The 17,166-nt window shown below is 69.6% G+C and carries 13 protein-coding genes; 9 read left to right on the plus strand and 4 right to left on the minus strand.

Annotation, left to right across the window (positions count from 1 at the left end; genetic code table 11):
- The first annotated feature begins 106 nt into the window (after window positions 1–106).
- From KBW98_RS05940 to KBW98_RS05965, 6 genes are all read left to right on the plus strand, one after another.
- A complete protein-coding gene (locus KBW98_RS05940) occupies window positions 107–2,029 on the plus strand; it encodes a PAS domain S-box protein (protein WP_211519207.1) in 1,923 nt (640 codons plus the stop codon).
- Window positions 2,030–2,083: 54 nt separating this feature from the next.
- Window positions 2,084–4,531, plus strand: a complete 2,448-nt coding sequence (locus tag KBW98_RS05945) for a heavy metal translocating P-type ATPase (protein WP_211519208.1) — start codon at window positions 2,084–2,086, stop codon at window positions 4,529–4,531.
- Between the two features lie 170 nt (window positions 4,532–4,701).
- Window positions 4,702–7,461, plus strand: a complete 2,760-nt coding sequence (locus KBW98_RS05950; protein ID WP_211519209.1) for an ATP-binding protein — start codon at window positions 4,702–4,704, stop codon at window positions 7,459–7,461.
- Between the two features lie 113 nt (window positions 7,462–7,574).
- Window positions 7,575–7,976: a hypothetical protein gene (locus KBW98_RS05955; RefSeq protein WP_211519210.1), complete on the plus strand. Its 402-nt coding sequence runs from the start codon at window positions 7,575–7,577 to the stop codon at window positions 7,974–7,976.
- A 145-nt stretch (window positions 7,977–8,121) separates the two neighbouring features.
- Window positions 8,122–10,821 carry a bifunctional acetate--CoA ligase family protein/GNAT family N-acetyltransferase gene (locus tag KBW98_RS05960; RefSeq protein ID WP_211519211.1) on the plus strand — a complete coding sequence of 900 codons (2,700 nt, stop codon included), beginning with the start codon at window positions 8,122–8,124 and terminating at the stop codon, window positions 10,819–10,821.
- A 228-nt stretch (window positions 10,822–11,049) separates the two neighbouring features.
- Entirely contained in the window at window positions 11,050–11,865 is an 816-nt protein-coding gene (locus KBW98_RS05965; RefSeq protein WP_373888912.1) for a DUF817 domain-containing protein, read from the plus strand.
- Between the two features lie 3 nt (window positions 11,866–11,868).
- Here the strand turns inward: KBW98_RS05965 and KBW98_RS05970 are convergent, their stop codons facing one another.
- From KBW98_RS05970 to KBW98_RS05975, 3 genes are all read right to left on the minus strand, one after another.
- Window positions 11,869–13,116, minus strand: coding sequence for a DEAD/DEAH box helicase (locus KBW98_RS05970; protein WP_211519213.1), 1,248 nt, complete (start codon window positions 13,114–13,116; stop codon window positions 11,869–11,871).
- 83 nt (window positions 13,117–13,199) lie between these two features.
- On the minus strand, window positions 13,200–13,325 hold the full coding sequence (locus KBW98_RS24050) for a hypothetical protein (RefSeq protein ID WP_267876128.1): 126 nt from the start codon (window positions 13,323–13,325) through the stop codon (window positions 13,200–13,202).
- Window positions 13,326–13,391: 66 nt separating this feature from the next.
- Complete coding sequence (locus KBW98_RS05975) at window positions 13,392–14,072, minus strand: hypothetical protein (RefSeq protein ID WP_211519214.1); 681 nt, start codon at window positions 14,070–14,072, stop codon at window positions 13,392–13,394.
- Between the two features lie 167 nt (window positions 14,073–14,239).
- Between KBW98_RS05975 and KBW98_RS05980 the strand changes: the two genes are divergently transcribed.
- The 3 genes from KBW98_RS05980 to KBW98_RS05990 all read left to right on the plus strand — a co-directional run bounded on the left by KBW98_RS05980 (window position 14,240) and on the right by KBW98_RS05990 (window position 16,861).
- The gene (locus tag KBW98_RS05980) at window positions 14,240–15,505 is read left to right on the plus strand and encodes a sensor histidine kinase (protein WP_211519215.1); all 1,266 of its coding nucleotides are present in this window, start codon (window positions 14,240–14,242) and stop codon (window positions 15,503–15,505) included.
- Window positions 15,498–16,280: a LytTR family DNA-binding domain-containing protein gene (locus KBW98_RS05985; RefSeq protein WP_211519216.1), complete on the plus strand. Its 783-nt coding sequence runs from the start codon at window positions 15,498–15,500 to the stop codon at window positions 16,278–16,280. Before KBW98_RS05980 ends, KBW98_RS05985 begins: the two co-directional genes overlap by 8 nt.
- A gap of 122 nt (window positions 16,281–16,402) precedes the next feature.
- Window positions 16,403–16,861 carry a hypothetical protein gene (locus tag KBW98_RS05990; RefSeq protein WP_211519217.1) on the plus strand — a complete coding sequence of 153 codons (459 nt, stop codon included), beginning with the start codon at window positions 16,403–16,405 and terminating at the stop codon, window positions 16,859–16,861.
- 113 nt (window positions 16,862–16,974) lie between these two features.
- Here the strand turns inward: KBW98_RS05990 and KBW98_RS05995 are convergent, their stop codons facing one another.
- Window positions 16,975–17,163, minus strand: a complete 189-nt coding sequence (locus KBW98_RS05995; RefSeq protein ID WP_211519218.1) for a hypothetical protein — start codon at window positions 17,161–17,163, stop codon at window positions 16,975–16,977.
- Window positions 17,164–17,166 lie beyond the last annotated feature (3 nt).

The following is a 17,166-nucleotide window of genomic DNA, read 5'->3' on the forward strand; positions in this document are numbered from 1 at the left end:
CATGATCCCGTGCCCGAATGTCGGGATTCATCTGCTACAGTCTGTCTTGTGCAGCGGCGGCGCCGCTCACCTTCGACCCCTTCGACCATCTTAGCGAGACCAGGCTATGCCAGCAGCTCCTTTGCCGTCCGACGAAGCCGAACGCCTGGCGCTGCTGCATGCGCTGTCCCTGCTCGACACGCCGTCCGAGCCCCTGTTCGATCGCGTCACCCGCCTCGCCAGCCAGCTGCTGCAGGTGCCGATCGCGCTGTTCTCCCTGGTCGACACCGAGCGCCAGTGGTTCAAGTCGCGGGTCGGGCTCGAGGTCGCCGAAACCCCGCGCGAACAAGCCTTTTGCGCCCATGCGATCTGCCAGGGTCCGCCGTTGGTGGTGAAGGACGCCACCGAGGACGAGCGCTTCCGCAGCAATCCCCTGGTCACAGGTGACCCCAACATCCGCTTCTATGCGGGCGTGCCGATCCGCACCAGCGCCGGCCTGGCGATCGGCACCCTGTGCGCGATCGACACCCGCCCGCGCGAGCTGAGCGCGCAGGACCAGGCCGTGCTGAGCGACCTGGCCGCGATCATCACCGAGGAAATCCGCTACCGCGAGCGGCTGGCGGTGGCGCGCGTCCAGCTCGAACGGACCGGCGCGGTGCTGGGCGCCAGCGAGGCGCGCTTCCGCTCGGTGTTCGACGCCGCCGTGGTCGGCATCGCCCTGGTGCTGCCCGACGGCACCTGGGTCAGCGTCAACCCGGCCCTGTGCCAGATCCTCGGCTACAGCGAAAAGGAGCTGCTGGGCATCCGCTTCCCGGAAGTGACCTACCCGCCCGACCGCGCCGAGGACGCCGAGCTGATCCGGCGCCTGCACGCCGGCGAGATCGAGCGCTTCACGCGCCAGAAGCGCTATGTGCGCAAGGACGGGAGCCTGGTCTGGATCCAGGTGGACGTCTCGCGCAAGCTGGGGCCGGAGGGCGAGCACGAGTACAACGTGGCGGTGGTCAAGGACATCGATGCGCAGAAGCGCGCCGAGGAAGAGCTGGCCGCCCTGAACGCCGACCTCGAGCGGCGGGTCGAGGAGCGCACGCGCGAGCTGCAGGAAGCGATCGGCCGCCAGCGCCAGGCCGAGCAGGAGCTGCGTGCGCGCGAAGTGCAGCTGCGCACCGTGATCGAGAACGCCAACGACGCCTACATTAGCCTCGACCGCCATGGCCTGGTCACGGCCTGGAACCGCCAGGCCGAGGAAACCTTCGGCTGGAGCGCGGAAGAGGCGCTCGGGACCACGCTCGAATGCCTGATCATTCCGCCGGAACTGGCGGGGGCGCACCAGGCCGGCATGCGGCGCTACCTCGAGACCGGCGTGGCGAGCGTGGTCGACCGGCGCCTGGAGCTGCCCGCCATGCGGCGCGACGGCAGCCGCCTGATGATCGAGCTGCGCATCCGCGCGCTCGACATCGACGGCGAGCCGCTGTTCAGCGCCTTCCTGCACGACATCACCGAGCGCAAGGAAGCCGAGGCGCGGCGCGAATACGAAAGCCGGCACGACGCGCTGACCGGTTTGCCGAACCGGCGCGCCCTGATGGAAGCGCTGCCGGTGGTGCAGTCGCGCGCGGGGCGCAGCGGACGCACCATGGGCCTGCTGTTCATCGACCTGGACGGCTTCAAGGCCGTCAACGACGAGTTCGGGCACGACGCCGGCGACGCGCTGCTGCGCATCCTGGCCGACCGCCTGCGCGCCGCGGTGCGCAAGACCGACAGCGTGTTCCGCCTGGCGGGCGACGAATTCACCGTGCTGCTGGAAGACCTGGGCGACGCCTGGGGCGACGCCCACCGCGTCGGCGCCAAGCTGATCGAGTCGGTCTCGCAGCCGGCGGCCCTGTGGACCACGCAGGTACAGGTGGGCGCCAGCATCGGCATCGCCCTGTGCCCGCCCGGCGCCGGCGTGGGCCCCGAGGCGCTGATCCGCGAGGCCGACCAGCGCATGTACGAGGCCAAGCGGGCAGGGCGCGGGCGCATCCGGCCCGAGCTCCCGGCTTCCGGCAGCCCTTGACCTTCCCACCGTGGGAAGGATTATGCTGTCCATATGTGATCGAGGAGCAAGCATATGGACCGCATCCATTCCAGCCATGAAACCACCCTGCGCATCGGCGGCATGACCTGCGCCTCGTGCGTCGCGCGCGTCGAAAAGGCGCTGCTGGCGGTGCCCGGCGTCGAGCGGGCCAGCGTCAACCTGGCGACCGAGAAGGCCACCGTGCACGGCGCGGCCTCCGCCGCCGACCTGTCCGGGGCCGTGCGGGTGGCCGGCTACGAGGCTCTGGAGGAAGCGGCCGGCAAGCCCGCGGCTGTTCCTGCGCCGCGGGTCGGACCGCCGTCCTGGTGGCCGGTGGCCGCCGCCGCGCTGCTGAGCGCGCCGCTGCTGGCGCCGATGCTGGCCCAGCCCTTCGGCCTGGACTGGATGCTGCCCGGCTGGCTGCAGCTGCTGCTGGCGACCCCGGTGCAGTTCTGGCTCGGCGCGCGTTTCTACCGCGCCGGCTGGAAAGCCCTGCGCGCCTTCAGCGGCAACATGGACCTGCTGGTGGCGCTCGGCACCAGCGCGGCCTACGGCCTGTCGCTCTACCTGCTGCTGGCGCAGGGCGGTCACGGCCACTTGTATTTCGAATCCTCGGCGGTGGTGATCACCCTGGTCCTGCTCGGCAAGTGGCTGGAAGGCCGGGCCAAGCGCCAGACGGTGCATGCGATCGAGGCGCTGGAGGCGCTGCGCAGCAGCGACGCGCTGGTGCGCCGCGATGGCCGCGATGTGCGGGTGCCGCTGGCGGAGCTGGCCGCGGGCGACCTGATGGTGGTGCTGCCGGGCGAACGGGTGCCGGCCGACGGCGACGTGCTCGAAGGCGCCAGCCACGTGGACGAGTCGCTCCTGACCGGCGAAAGCCTGCCGGTGGCGAAGCGGCCGGGCGACAAGGCGACCGGCGGCGCCGTCAACGGCGAAGGCCTGCTGCTGGTGCGCGCAACCAGAGTGGGCGCGGCGTCGACGCTGTCGCGGATCATCCGCATGGTCGAGGACGCGCAGGCCGTGAAGGCGCCGATCCAGCGCCTGGTCGACCGCGTCAGCGCCGTGTTCGTGCCGGCCGTGCTGCTGGTTTCGCTGCTGACCCTGCTCGGCTGGGGCCTGGCCACCGGCGACTGGCAGGCGGCGCTCCTGAACGCGGTGGCGGTGCAGGTGATCGCCTGTCCCTGCGCCCTGGGCCTGGCCACGCCGACCGCGATCATGGTCGGCACCGGCGCGGCGGCGCGCCACGGCATCCTGATCAAGGACGCGGAAGCGCTGGAGACGGCGCACGCGCTCGACGTGGTGGTGTTCGACAAGACCGGCACCCTGACCGAGGGCAAGCCCGCGCTGGTGGCCTTGACGGCGTTCGAGGGCGGGAACGAGGATGAGGCGCTGCGGCTGGCCTGGGCCGTGCAGCAGTACAGCGCCCACCCGCTGGCGCGCGCCGTGGCCGAAGCCGCGCAGGCGCGCGGGCTGGCGCCGGCGCCGGCCCTGGAGGCGGCGGCGCTGCCAGGGCGGGGCGTGCGCGCCGAGGTCGACGGCGCCACCGTCTTCCTGGGCAACCGCCGCCTGCTGGAGGAACTGGGCGTGGAGGCAGGCGTGGCGGCGGGGCGGGCGCACGAAAGCGCCGGACGCACCGTGTCCTGGCTCCTGGCGCGCCGCGGCGGTACGGTGGAGGTCAAGGGGCTGCTGGCCTTCGGCGACCGCCTCAAGCCGGGCGCGCAGGCGGCGGTGGCGCGCCTGCGGGACATGGGCGTCGAACCGGCGATGCTGACCGGCGATAACCACGGCGCGGCGCAGGCGGTGGCGGCGCAGCTGGGCATCGCGCGCTTCCACGCCGAGGTCCTGCCCGAGGACAAGGCGCGCGTGGTGGAACAGCTGCGCCGGGAGGGCCGCAAGGTCGCCATGGTGGGCGACGGCATCAACGATGCGCCGGCCTTGGCCGCCGCCGACGTCGGCATGGCGATGGCCGGCGGCACCGAGGTGGCCATGCAGACCGCCGGCCTGACCCTGATGCGGGGCGATCCCGGCCTGGTGCCGGACGCCATCGCGGTGTCGCAGCGCACCTACCGCAAGATCCGCCAGAACCTGGGCTGGGCGTTTGTCTACAACCTGGTCGGGGTGCCGCTGGCCGCCCTCGGGCTGCTCAATCCCGTGCTGGCCGGCGCCGCCATGGCCCTCAGCTCGGTGAGCGTGGTCGCCAACGCGCTGCTGCTGCGGCGCTGGGCGCCGGCCGCGCCGACGTATCCAATGATCGCCAACGGGGCCGCCGCGCCCCATCAACCAGGAGGAAGCATGATGTATGAACTGACCGTGGAAGGCATGAGCTGCGGGCATTGCGTGGGACGGGTCACCAAGTCGGTGCAGGAAGTGGATAGCGAGGCCAAGGTCGCCATCGACCTGCCGAGCAAGAAGGTGCGCATCGACAGCCGGGCCGAGCTCGAACGCATCGCCGCCGCGATCGACGCCGCCGGCTATCCCGTCAGCGCGCGTTCGGGCGCCTGATGCGATAGCGATATCAGGTTAAAAAATCTGTACCGATGGTATCTATTACGTTATATTTTGTTAGAAATTGGACAATGCAGGGCCGTATGACGCGCTGAACCGCTACGCTTTTCCGCCGGATTTTCCGACTTGCCCCCGGCGGCTTCATGGGACGACCAATGGGACACGGTGTGCTGGCAGAACCGACCGACCTGGCGAAACACCCGCCTACCGCTTCCCAGCTGCGCAACGTCGTCGGCGTGCTCGTCATCCTGGCCCTGCTGTTCTCCGTGCTGGCCCCCGCGGCCCGGGTGGCGCTGCCGGTGGCGCCCGAATTCATTCCGATGTACCAGTCGGTGCTGGTGGCCAGCAACCTGATCACCGGCATTTTGCTGCTCGGCCACCTGCATACCGGGCGATCGCTGGCCCTGGGCATCCTCACCCTGGGCTACCTGTTCACGGCGCTGATCGCGGTGGCCCACATGCTGACCTTCCCCGGCCTGTTCTCCGACGCGGGCGTGCTGGGGGCGAACAGCCAGACAGCGCCCTGGCTCACGGTCGCCTGGCACCTGCTGTATCCGCTGTTCGTGCTCGGCTACACCATTCCCTACCGCAGTCCGCTCCCGAGCCACTTCATGCGCCTGGGCGGCCTGCTGACGGCGCTGTTCGTGGCTTTCCTGCTGCTGGTCTCGACCTCGGGCGCCACCTACCTGCCGCCCCTGATGGACGGCCAGCGCTACCTGCCGCTCTACCGCTGGCTCAGCGCCGCGATCCTGGCGCTGTCGCTGTGGACCCTGTGGACCACGGCGCGCAAGCGGCCCCGCAGCGTGCTCGATGTCTGGCTGACGGTGGCGATGGCGGCCTGGGTGTTCGAGGTGGCGATGTCCTGCCTGCTCAACGGCGCGCGCTACGACCTGGGGTTCTACGCCGGCCGGCTGTACGGTCTGGCGGCTTCGCTGTTCGTGCTGGGCGCGCTGGCGATCGACAACATCGCGCTGCACGCGCGCCTGCACGCCACCTTCCACGAAATGGTCGACACCCGCGCCCGCGCCCAGTGGCAAAGCCTGCTCGGCACGGTGCTGCGCCAGCTGCCGGACGGGGTCCTGATCGTCGACCGCGACGGCCGCTGCGTGATGGCCAACGACCAGGCGCTGGGCATGGTCCGGCATTTCCTGCCGGCCGGCGCCGACGAGAGCGAAGGGCCGGCCACCATGCTTGCGCTGATCGGCGAGCCGGTGCGGCGCGCCATCGAGGGCCAGGGCTTCCACGACGCGGTGCTCGAGACCACCCACCAGTCGGGGCGCCGGGTGTACGCGGTGAGCGGGGCGCCGCTGCGCGACGGCGCGGCCGACCTGGCGGCGGCGGTGGTGGTGCTGGACGACATCACCGAGCGCACCGAGGCCAGCGCGGCGCTGCGCCGGGCCCTCGACCAGACCCGCTACCTGATCGAGAACACGCCGCTCGCCGTGATCGAATGGAACCGCGAGTTCGCCATCACGCTGTGGAACCGGCGCGCCGAGGAGCTGTTCGGCTGGAGCGCGCAAGAGGCCCTGGGCAAGCGCATCGATGCGCTGCCCATCGTGCACGAGGACGACGCCGAGCGCGTCTCGACGGTGGTGCGGCGCCTGTGCGACTCGGCCACCAAGTACGTCAAGTCGAACAACCGCAACCGCACCCGCGACGGCCGCACCCTGTGCTGCGAGTGGTACAACTCGGTCCTGCACGACGAGCATGGCGACATCGTCACCGGCTTTTCGCTGGTGCTCGACGTGAGCGAGCGCGAACAGGCGATGGATGCGCTCAAGGACGCCGACAAGCGCAAGGACGTCTACATCGCGACCCTGGCGCACGAGCTGCGCAATCCGCTGGCGCCGATCGCCAACGCCGCCTCGCTCCTGCGCAGCAAGCAGCTGCCGCCTGACCGCATCGAATGGATCGCGGCCATGGTCAGCCGCCAGACGGCGCAGATGTCGCGCCTGCTGGACGACCTGCTGGACGTGTCGCGCATCAGCCGCGGCAAGATCGAGCTGCGGCGCGCGCGGGTGGAGCTGGGGCGCCTGATCCGCGATACGCTGCAGACCAGCATGCCCCTGATCGAGGCCGGGCGCCACCAGGTGCTGCTCGACCTGTGCGCGGAACCGCAATGGGTCGACGCCGACGCGCTGCGCCTGACCCAGGTGCTGGCCAACCTGATCAACAACGCGGCCAAGTATACGCCGCCCTGCGGCTGCATCGAGATCGGACTCAAGGCGGTGGACGGCATGGCCCAGGTCACGGTGGGCGACAATGGGGTGGGGCTGGAGCCCGACGCGATCGAGCGCGTGTTCGACCCCTTCGTGCAGGTGGCCAGCGCCAGCCACCTGGCCCAGGGCGGCCTGGGAATCGGCCTGTCGCTGGCCAAGGGCCTGGTCGAGCTGCACGGCGGCAGCATCGCCGCCGCCAGCGAGGGGGCCGGCAAGGGATCGCGCTTCACGGTGCTGCTGCCGCTCGACATCAGCGCGCAAGCCCCCGCCGGCGAGCAGCAGGCCACCGACGGGGAAGGGGCCATCGCCTGCGACATCCTGATCGCCGACGACAACGTCGACGCCGCCGAGTCGCTCGCCTGGCTGCTGCGCTCGGAAGGCGCGAGCGTCGAAGTGGCGCACGACGGCGCCCAGGCCCTGCGCCTGTTCAACGCGCGCCCGGCGGCGATCGTGGTGCTGGACCTGGGCATGCCCGAGATGAGCGGGCTGGAAGTGGCCCAGGTGCTGTCGCGCCGCGTCCCGCGTCCCTTCCTGCTGGCGGTCACTGGCCGCGGGCGCAAGGAAGACCGGCTGGCCTCGTTCGAGGCGGGCTTCAACGAGCACCTGACCAAGCCGGTGGCGCCGCAGGAGCTGATCGGGCTGCTGCGCCATGCCTGCGCCCATGCCCGCACGGATGGCAACCGAGGGATGGCGACCGAGGAGCGATGACGGGAGGAGTGCGGCGCGCCCGCAACACGGAGCCTGGCATGCGAGCCGGATGATTGCATGTTTGCTAAGCTGCTGCTAGCATCCCATGCAGACCAACCTCCAGGAAGCCCGCCGTGGAATTGCTGACCCGCCTGTTCGCGCCGCGCCGCCGCAAGACCCGGCAAGAGGTGGCTGGGCGCGCTACGGAGGTGGCCCAGCAGGTCTTGTCCGACATCGGCATCGACCGCTTCCTGAACGGGACGATCCTGCTCGACCGCCAGTTCCGGCTGCGCTTCTTTTCCTCCACGCCGCCTTCCTCCGGGAGCGCCCTGGCCGCCATCGCCGTGCGCGACTTGCCGGAAGCCCTGATCCTGCGCGCCTATGTCGACGACGCCGGCCTGGACGCCGCCACCGTGCGCCGCCACGCGCCGCTGCTGGCCGATGGCCTGATGCGCGAACTCCTGGCGCGGGCCCCGGAACTGCGCGCACTGCCGCTCAACGACGCCCTGCGCGACCGCCGCCTGTCGGTCCGCTGAACCGGCGCGCCGCCACCCGTCCGCCAGTCCTGTGCGCGTCGCCGCGCGCAGGGGCGCTATGCTAGCTCCAGTTCTCGCCATCCAGGAAAGGAGCGTCCATGCCGCCGGCCCCGCCTTGCCCCGCCGTTCCGGGCGCCCCTGCCAGATGAGCGTCCGCAACCTGAATCGTTTGTTCGCGCCGCGTTCGGTCGCCCTGGTGGGTGCCTCCGAGCGCCCCGGCAGCCTGGGCGCGACCCTGCTGCGCAACCTGCAGGAGGGCGGCTTTCGCGGCCAGCTTTACGCGGTCAACCCTAAATACGAGCAGCTGGCCGGCCGGCGCTGCTACGCCGGTGTCGGCGAGCTGCCGGAGGCGCCGGACCTGGCCGTGATCTGCACGCCGCCGGCCACCATTCCCCAGCTGGTGCGCCAGCTGGGCGAGCTGGGTACCCGCGCTGCGGTGGTCCTCAGCACGCCCGCGCCCGCAGCCGACGGCAAGGAGGCGCACGGCCGCAGCCTGCGCCAGGCCAGCCTGGACGCCGCCCATCCTTATCTGCTGCGCCTGCTGGGACCGGACAGCGCCGGCCTCCTGATTCCCGGCCTGGGCCTGAACGCCAGCGTGGCCCACAGCGGCGCGCTGCCCGGGCGCATCGCTTTCGTGTCGCAATCCGGCTCGCTCATGACCGGGGTGCTTGACTGGGCGCGTACGCGCGGCATCGGCTTTTCGAGCTTCGTGTCCCTGGGCGACTCGAGCGACGTCGACCTGGGCGACACGCTCGACTACCTGGCCAGCGACGGCGCGACCACCGCCATCCTGCTGTATGTCGAGGACCTGCGCTATGCGCGCAAGTTCATGTCGGCCGCGCGCGCGGCGGCGCGCAGCAAGCCGGTGCTGGTGCTGAAGGCGCACCGCGAGGGCGGGCGCGCGGGGCGCCGGGAGACCATCCCCGCGGCCAGCGAGAGCGGGGCGCTGGCCGGCGCCGACGAGGTGTTCGGCGCCGCCATCCGCCGCGCCGGCATGCTGCGCGTGTACACCACCGAGCAGCTGTTCGCGGCGGTCGAGACCCTGGCCTATGCCCGGCCGCTGCACGGCGAGCGGCTGGCCATCCTCAGCAACGGCGAAGGCCCGGGCGTGCTGGCCCTGGACGCGCTGGACTACGGCGAAGGCGTGGCCGCCAGCCTGGCGCCGGAGACGCTGGCGCGGCTCGACGCGCTGCTGCCCGCGGGCTGGGGCGGCGGCAATCCGGTCAAGCTGTCGGGCGGGGCGCCGCCCGAGCGCTACCGGCAGGCCCTCGAGGTCCTGCTGCAGGATCCGCAGGCCGATGCGGTGCTGGTGATCCATTCGCCCACCGCCACCGCCGACAGCCGCGAGGTGGCCGAAGCCGTCGCCTCGGTGGCGCGCGGCGCCTCGCGCACCGTGCTTTCGTGCTGGCTGGGCGGGGCCTCGGTGGCGGAGGCGCGCGCCATCGCGGCCGGCGCCCGCATCCCGGCCTACCGCACCCCCGAGGACGCCGTGGGCGGCTTCCTGCAGCTGGTGAACTACCGCCGCAACCAGAACCTCCTGATGCAGGTGCCGCCCTCGATGACCGGCACCGTGGCCCCGGACCGGGGCGCGGCGCGCGCGCTGGTGCGCGAAGCCATTGCCGCCGGACGCCACCTGCTGTCCGACCCCGAGACCAAGGCCATCCTGCGCGCCTACGGCATGGCGCTGGTCGAGACCCGGGCCGCGCGCGACGCCGACGAGGCGGCCGCTTCCGCGCGGGCCCTCGGCTTCCCGGTGGCGCTCAAGATCCTCACCCCCGACGTGATGCACAAGTCCGACTTCGGCGGCGTTGCGCTCGACCTCGACTCGGAGGACGCGGTGCGCGCCGCCGCCCAGCGCATGCGGCGCCGGCTGGGCGAGGTCTTCCCGCGGGCGCGCTTCGAAGGCTATTCGGTGCAGGCCATGTGCCGCCGCTCGCACGCGCACGAACTGATCGTGGGCGCGGCCCTCGACCCGGTATTCGGTCCGGTAATCGTGTTCGGGCAGGGCGGGGTGGCGGTGGAAGTGACCGGCGACCATTCGGTCGGCCTGCCGCCCCTGAACCTGGTGCTGGCGCGCGACCTGGTCGACCGCACGCGGGTGGCGCGCCTGCTGGCCGGCTACCGCAACCGCCCGCCGGCCAACCTGGACGCCATCCTGGCGGCCCTGATCCAGGTCTCGCGCCTGGTCTCCGACATCCCCGAGATCGTCGAGCTGGACATCAATCCCCTGGTGGCCGACAGCAAGGGCGCAGTAGTGCTGGACGCGCGCATGCGCCTGGCCATGGCCGACCGCTCGGGCAGCACCCTGGACCGCCTGGCGATCCGGCCCTATCCGCGCGAGCTGGAGGAAACCATAGACTGGCAGGGCGGACGCCTGCTGCTGCGGCCGATCCGTCCCGAGGACGGCCCCGCCCACCTGGCCTTCTTCGACGCCTTGAGTCCGGACGACATCCGCTACCGCATGTTCGTGCGCATCCGCGAGCTCCAGCCTTCGCAGCTGGCGCGCTTCACCCAGATCGACTACGACCGCGAGATGGCCTTCATCGCCACGCGGCCGAATGCCGAGGGCGTGGCCGAGACGCTGGCCGTGGGACGGGTGGTGGCGGACCCGGACAACGTCAGTGCCGAGTTCGCGGTCACGGTGCGCTCGGACCTGAAGGGCATGGGGCTGGGGCGCATCATGATGGAAAAGCTGATCGCCTACTGCCGCCTGCGCGGCACCCGCGAGATCGTGGGCGAGGCGCTGCCGCAGAATTCACGTATTGTGGCGATGGTGAAGAAGCTGGGGTTCGAGGTGAAGATCGGGGAGGAGGGGATCAGGCAGATGCGATTGGTGTTGCGGTAAGGTCGGCGTCGCTAAATTTACCGTTAGTTTCAAGACCGTCGTTCCGGCGAAGGCCGGAACCTAAGCTCTGCATGCGCTAACGCGACGCAACGAACTTGGGCCCTGCCTTCGCCGGGGTGACGGTCTTGGGGGTAACGGTGCTATTTGCGCCAAGCTTGCTGGATGCTATCCTGACTCCTGTTCGACAACCGGATCGACCCAATGCTCACCGCGATCGACAACTACCTGATGGACAGCCGCCCGCGGCGCATCGAAAGCCTGCGCCGCTGGGCCGTGGAGTTCCTCTACTTCGGCATCAAGGAAGCGCGCGCCTGCCTGTTCGTCGGCGTGTTCCTGTTCGCCATGCTGCTGACGCCGCGCGCCGGCGTGCTCGGCATCCCGCGCTACGACGTGCTCCTGATCGTGGCCATCGGCCTGCAGCTGTGGATGGTCTGGGCCAGGCTGGAAACCTGGGACGAGCTGAAGGCGGTCTGCCTGTTCCACCTGGTCGGCTTCGCGCTGGAAGCCTTCAAGGTCTCGTCCAGCATCCAGTCCTGGAGCTATCCCGACTTCGCCTATACCAAGATCTTCGGGGTGCCGCTGTTCTCCGGCTTCATGTACGCGACCATCGGCAGCTACATGATCCAGTCCTGGCGCCTGCTCGACCTGCGCGTGCGCCACCACCCGCCGTACTGGATGGCGGCCACCATCGCGGTCCTGATCTACGCCAACTTCTTCACTCACCACTACATCGGCGACTACCGCTGGTACCTGGCCGCCTGCGCCCTGGGCCTGTACTCGCGCACCATGGTCACTTTCCGGCCGCTGGACCGCGACCGCCAGATGCCGCTGCTGCTGGCCTTCGTGCTGATCGGCTTCTTCATCTGGCTGGCCGAGAACATCGGCACCTTCTGGGGCGTGTGGCGCTACCCGAACCAGCTGGGCGCCTGGTCGGTGGTCCACCTGAGCAAGTGGAGCTCGTGGTCGCTGCTGGTGATCATGACCTTCACCATCGTGGCCAGCCTCAAGCACATCAAGGAAAAGATCCACGTGCCCGAGGCCTGATGCCTAGCGGCGGAAGCGCACGTCCTCGCTGACCACGGGGGCGTCGCCCTTGGGTTTCTTCGGCTTCTTGGGCTTCTTGACGATCTGGCCGCCGGCCGCCGTCTCGGGCACGCGGTGGTCCGGCGCGAAGCCGGCTTCCTCGACCCGCCTGATCAGCTGTCCCGTGAGCAGCTCGATCGCGGCGAGCTGCTCGACCTCGTCCGCGCAGACCAGCGACACCGCTTCGCCCGAGGCGCCAGCGCGGCCGGTGCGCCCGGTGCGGTGGACGTAGTCCTCGGCCACGATCGGCAGGTCGACGTTGACCACGGCCGGCAAGTCGTCGATGTCGAGGCCGCGCGCGGCCACGTCGGTCGCCACCAGCACCCTGACTTCGCCGGCCTTGAAGCGCTCCAGCGCGCGCAGGCGCGCCGGCTGCGGCTTGTCGCCGTGGATGGCGTCGGCGTCGATGCGCTTGGCATGCAGCAGGCCGACCAGCTCGTCCACGCCCTTGCGGGTCTTGGCGAAGGCCAGTACCTGGGGCCAGGCATGCTGCTTGAGCAGGTGGATGAAGAGTTCGGCCTTGCGCTTCTTGTCGACCGGCACCAGCCACTGCTTGACGGCGCTGGCCGTGGTGTTGCGCGGCGTGGCTTCGATGCGCACCGGTTCGCGCAGCAGGCGGTTGGCCATGGCGCGGATCGGGTCGGAGAAGGTGGCCGAGAACAGCAGGGTCTGGCGCTTCTTGGGCAGCACCGCGAACAGCTGGTCGAGTTCCTTGGAAAAGCCGAGGTCGAGCATGCGGTCGGCCTCGTCCAGCACCAGCACCTTGACTTCGTTGAAGCGCACGGCGTTCTGGCGGTGCAGGTCGAGCAGGCGGCCCGGGGTCGCCACCAGCACGTCGATGCCCTTGCGCAGCGCCATCATCTGCGGGTTGATGCTGACCCCGCCGTAGGCGGCCAGCGAGCGCAGCTCCAGGCCTTGCGCATAGGTGCGCACGCTCTCGTGCACCTGCTCGGCCAGTTCGCGGGTCGGCACCAGGATCAGGGCGCGCGCGGCGTTGCTGGACACCTTGCCCGAACTCTTGACCAGGCGCTGCAGCAGTGGCAGGGTGAAGCCGGCGGTCTTGCCGGTTCCGGTCTGGGCGGCCGCCATCACGTCCTTTCCGGCCAGCACGGCGGGGATGGCTTGCTGCTGGACGGCGGTCGGAGTGTGGTAGGCGAGGGTGTCGAGGGTGGCGAGGATCTGGTCGATCAGGCCCAGGGATGCGAACGACATGGAGGGAAACCTTGCGGCTGAAAAATGAACAAGCCGTAGTTTACCCTGCCGCGCCCCGCAACGCGACGTTTGCGGGCGGCGGTTCAGTGCAGGGCGACCAGCACCGACAGGTCGGCGATGGGCTTGACGGGCTCGTTATGCTGGCGGCAGCCGGACAGGGACAGGCAGACGACGGCCAGGACGATGCTCAGGATATGGCGAGCTTGCATGATGGTGCCCTCCGAGGAATGGCTCCATCATACGCTTTCGCCACAGGTATGCATGAAAAGTTCGATTCAGAAGCGGTAGGAGATGCTGGCGCGCAGGACCGGATAGAACTTGTAGTCCGACACGTCCTCGGCCAGGCGCAGCTCTTCCACCGAGACGTCGTTGGCCAGCGCGGTGCAGACGGTGCGGCTGGTGGTGCAGCCGATGCTGACCAGGTTGACGTGGGCCTTGCCCTGGTAGATGGCGCCGAGGTCGGCGCTGAAGTTCAGGCGCTTGTCCTGGCTGAGCGCATTGCCCCAGCCGATGCCGAGGTAGGGCGCGGCCTTGCGGAAGTTGACGCTGCCCTTCAGGACGCCGACGTCGGCGGCCGAGTATTCCTTGCCGTTGAGGCTGAACTTGCCGGCGCGGTCGGCGCTGCCGACGGCGTCGAAGCGGGTGCCGTTGTAGATCACGCCGCCAGTCAGGCGAAAAGGGCTGCCCGGACGCAGGTACCAGTCGAACAGGGCGTCGATGGTCTGCAGCTTGCCGTCGAGCTGGTAGTCGACCAGGCCGGAGCGCTTCTCGAAGTCGTGCTTGAAGTAGTTGATGCCGAAGCGGCCGTTGAGGAAGGTCTCCATCGGCACCACCAGGTGGACGCCGGCGCCGGTAGTGCCGGCATCGAGGGTGAGGCCGACCTGGGCGTGGGCGCAGGCGGCGGTGAGCAGGACGGCGCAGCCGAGGGCGGCGCGGACGGTCTTGTTGAGCGACATGGATGGCCTTTCGTGGTTTGAAGCCCGGCATTGTAGCCGCTGCGGCGCTTTTTTTATCGTCCGGCGGCCCGGTTTCGTCGGCCCATACCCGTCTCCGTCGCATAATGTCACTTGGCAATGGTTGTCATGGCTATGCTGGCCATGCCAATCACGATGGAAGGATAATCATGCTCTCAAGTACATTTCACCTTGGACGGCTGCTGCTGGCCTGGATCGCGGTCTACATGGCCGTCACCATCACCCTGCACGAAGCCTGGCTGGAGCATATCGGCATCCAGATCGAAGGCTACATCGTCCTGTTCGCCTTCATGCTGGGCGCCTGGGTGCTGTCGGTCGCCTTCTCGCACGTGCGCCGCGTGCGCCTGGTGGCCGGGCAGCTCAACCGCAGCACCCTGTCGAACCGCCAGCGGCGCAGGATCGAGGTGCCGTTCGAGGCCGGCGAAGCCTTCGACATGATCGACGCCGCGATCCGCGAGCTGCCCGGCTCGGTCATCGCCGACAGCGCCCGCGACAGCCTGCAGGTGCGCGCCAAGGTCAAGCGCATCGATCCCTACGGCGGCCAGTCGCCCTACGCCTGGGCGCTCGAGCACCTGTCGACCCGCCATAACCAGATCCTGGCCACCGTTACCCCGAACGGCGACGACGCCGGCAGCGTGACCCTGATCTGCGAGCCGGAAGGCCCTGCCTGGACCGACTGGTTCCTGGTCGACCACGGCACCAACCTGGAAAACGCCGAGGCCATCGTGCGCGCCATCACCCGCCGCGTCGCCGAGCGCCGCCGCAGCGAGCAGGCCAAGGTGCGCCAGACCGCCACCGAGAAGGAACTCACCGTGGCGCGCCTGAACCTGCTGCACGCCCAGGTCGAGCCCCACTTCCTGTACAACACCCTGGCCAGCGCCCAGGTGCTGACCCGGAGCGACCCGGCGCGCGCCGACGAGATGCTGGGCAACCTGATCTCCTACCTGCGCCACTCGCTGCCGCGCACCGAGGACGTGCCCTCGACCCTGGGCGAGGAACTGGAGCGGGTGCGCGCCTACCTCGACATCCTCAAGATCCGCATGGGCCCGCGCCTGAACCTGCAGCTCGACGTGCCGGACGCCCTGAAGAACGTGCTGTTCCCCACCATGATGCTGCAGACCCTGGTGGAGAACGCCATCAAGCACGGCATCGAACCCAAGCCGGGCGGCGGCACGGTCTGGCTCCTGGCGCGCGCCGTCGACAGCACGGTGGCGGTGACGGTGGCCGACGACGGCCGCGGTTTCACGGCCGAGGGCGGCGGCACCGGCATCGGCCTGCGCAATGTGCGCGAGCGCCTGCGCCTGGCCTACGGGACGGCGGCCGCGTTCTCGATCGTGTCGAATTTCCCGAGCGGCGTCGCGGCCACCATCACGGTGCCGCTGGCGGTGCAGGGTGGGGGAGCACAACATGCCTAACCCGCGCATCAAGTGTGTCATCGCCGAGGACGAAGCCCTGCTGCGCGAATCCCTGGTGGCCCAGCTGGCGACGGCCTGGCCCGAGCTCGAGATCGTGGCCGCCTGCGAGGACGGCGGCAGCGCGCTGGAAGCGATCGCCGCCCACCAGCCCGAGGTCGCCTTCCTCGACATCCGCATGCCGGGCCTGAGCGGGCTGGAAGTGGCCTCCAGCCTGCTGGACGCCGGGATCCGCACCGAAGTGGTGTTCGTCACCGCCTACGACCAGTACGCCATCGACGCCTTCGAGCGCGGCGCGGTCGATTACCTGCTCAAGCCGGTGGCGCGCGAGCGCCTGGCGGCCACCGTGGGCCGGGTGCGCGAACGCCTGGCGCGCGGCAGCCAGGACAGCGGGCAGCTGGCCGAGCTGCTGTCGCGCCTGTCGACGGTGGCGCCGCCGGCGCCGCGCGCCGAACCCCTGGTCTGGCTGACCGCCAGCCGCGGCGTCGAGACGCGCCTGATCCTGGTCGACGACGTCGCCTATTTCCAGGCCGATTCCAAGTACACGGTGGTGATGACGGCCGACGGCGAGGCCTTGCTGCGCAAGCCGATCCGCGACCTGCTCGAGGTGCTGGACCCGACCATGTTCAAGCAGGTGCACCGCTCGACCATCGTCAACCTGCGGGCGGTGGCGGCGGTGACCCGCGACGAGACCGGGCGCGGCACCATCCGCCTGAAGAACCGGCCCGAGACGCTGTCGGTCAGCCAGCCCTTCATGGCGCTGTTCCGCCATATGTAAGGACAGATGTAAGCAAGTGTGACATCCCCTACAGCTTGTAAGAATGTGGCCAAGCGAACACAGGGTAAAAGGTTGCAGATGATAAAGTTCGTCTTACAACATCCCTAGCTCGTGAGACCACTATGAAACATCTGATCCTCGGCGCGGCCATGCTGGCCGCCACCCTCCCTGCGCTGGCCCAGACCAATGTCAGCGTCAGCATCGGCCAGCCCGGCTTCTACGGCCGCATCGACATCGGCGACTACGCCCGGCCGCAAGTGGTGTACGCGCAGCCGGTGATCGTCGAGGAGCACCGCCACTACCGCGCCGAGCCGGTCTACCTGCGCGTGCCGCCGGGCCACCGCAAGAACTGGAAGAAGCACTGCCGCCGCTACGGCGCCTGCGGCCAGCGCGTGATGTTCGTGCGCGACGAATGGTATAACCAGGTCGTGGTGCCGCGCTACCGCGAGACGCATGTGTATGCGGCGCCGGTGCGCTATGAGGAGCCGCGCCATGGCGGCCATAGCGGCGGCCACGGTCACGGCAAGGGCCACGGCGGCGGCCATGGCCACGGCAAGGGTCACGGCCGCGGTCACGACTGATTCCGCGGCAGGTCCTCAGCAGTCATTCAATCCCGCTTCATCCATCGGAATGCCCGCTGCGATGGAGCTGGGATGGAGCATCGGCCTACCCGCTTAATCGACCGCCCGGGAACTCATATTTTCGAGACAAGATCTTTCAGCTTTTGGTCGAGTTCCTTGCTCTCTTCCAGATATTCCCTTCTCTTGTTGATCATATTGGTCACCAGGTCCTGGTTGTAGTTTGCCGTCTCCTTGTTTTTTCCAACATAGTCGGACACCGGCCGGCGTCCGGCGCAGCCGGACCGCGCCGATTTTGCAAGCATAGT

The organism is Massilia sp. ST3, assembly GCF_018119405.1.
Classification (GTDB): Bacteria; Pseudomonadota; Gammaproteobacteria; order Burkholderiales; family Burkholderiaceae_D; genus Telluria.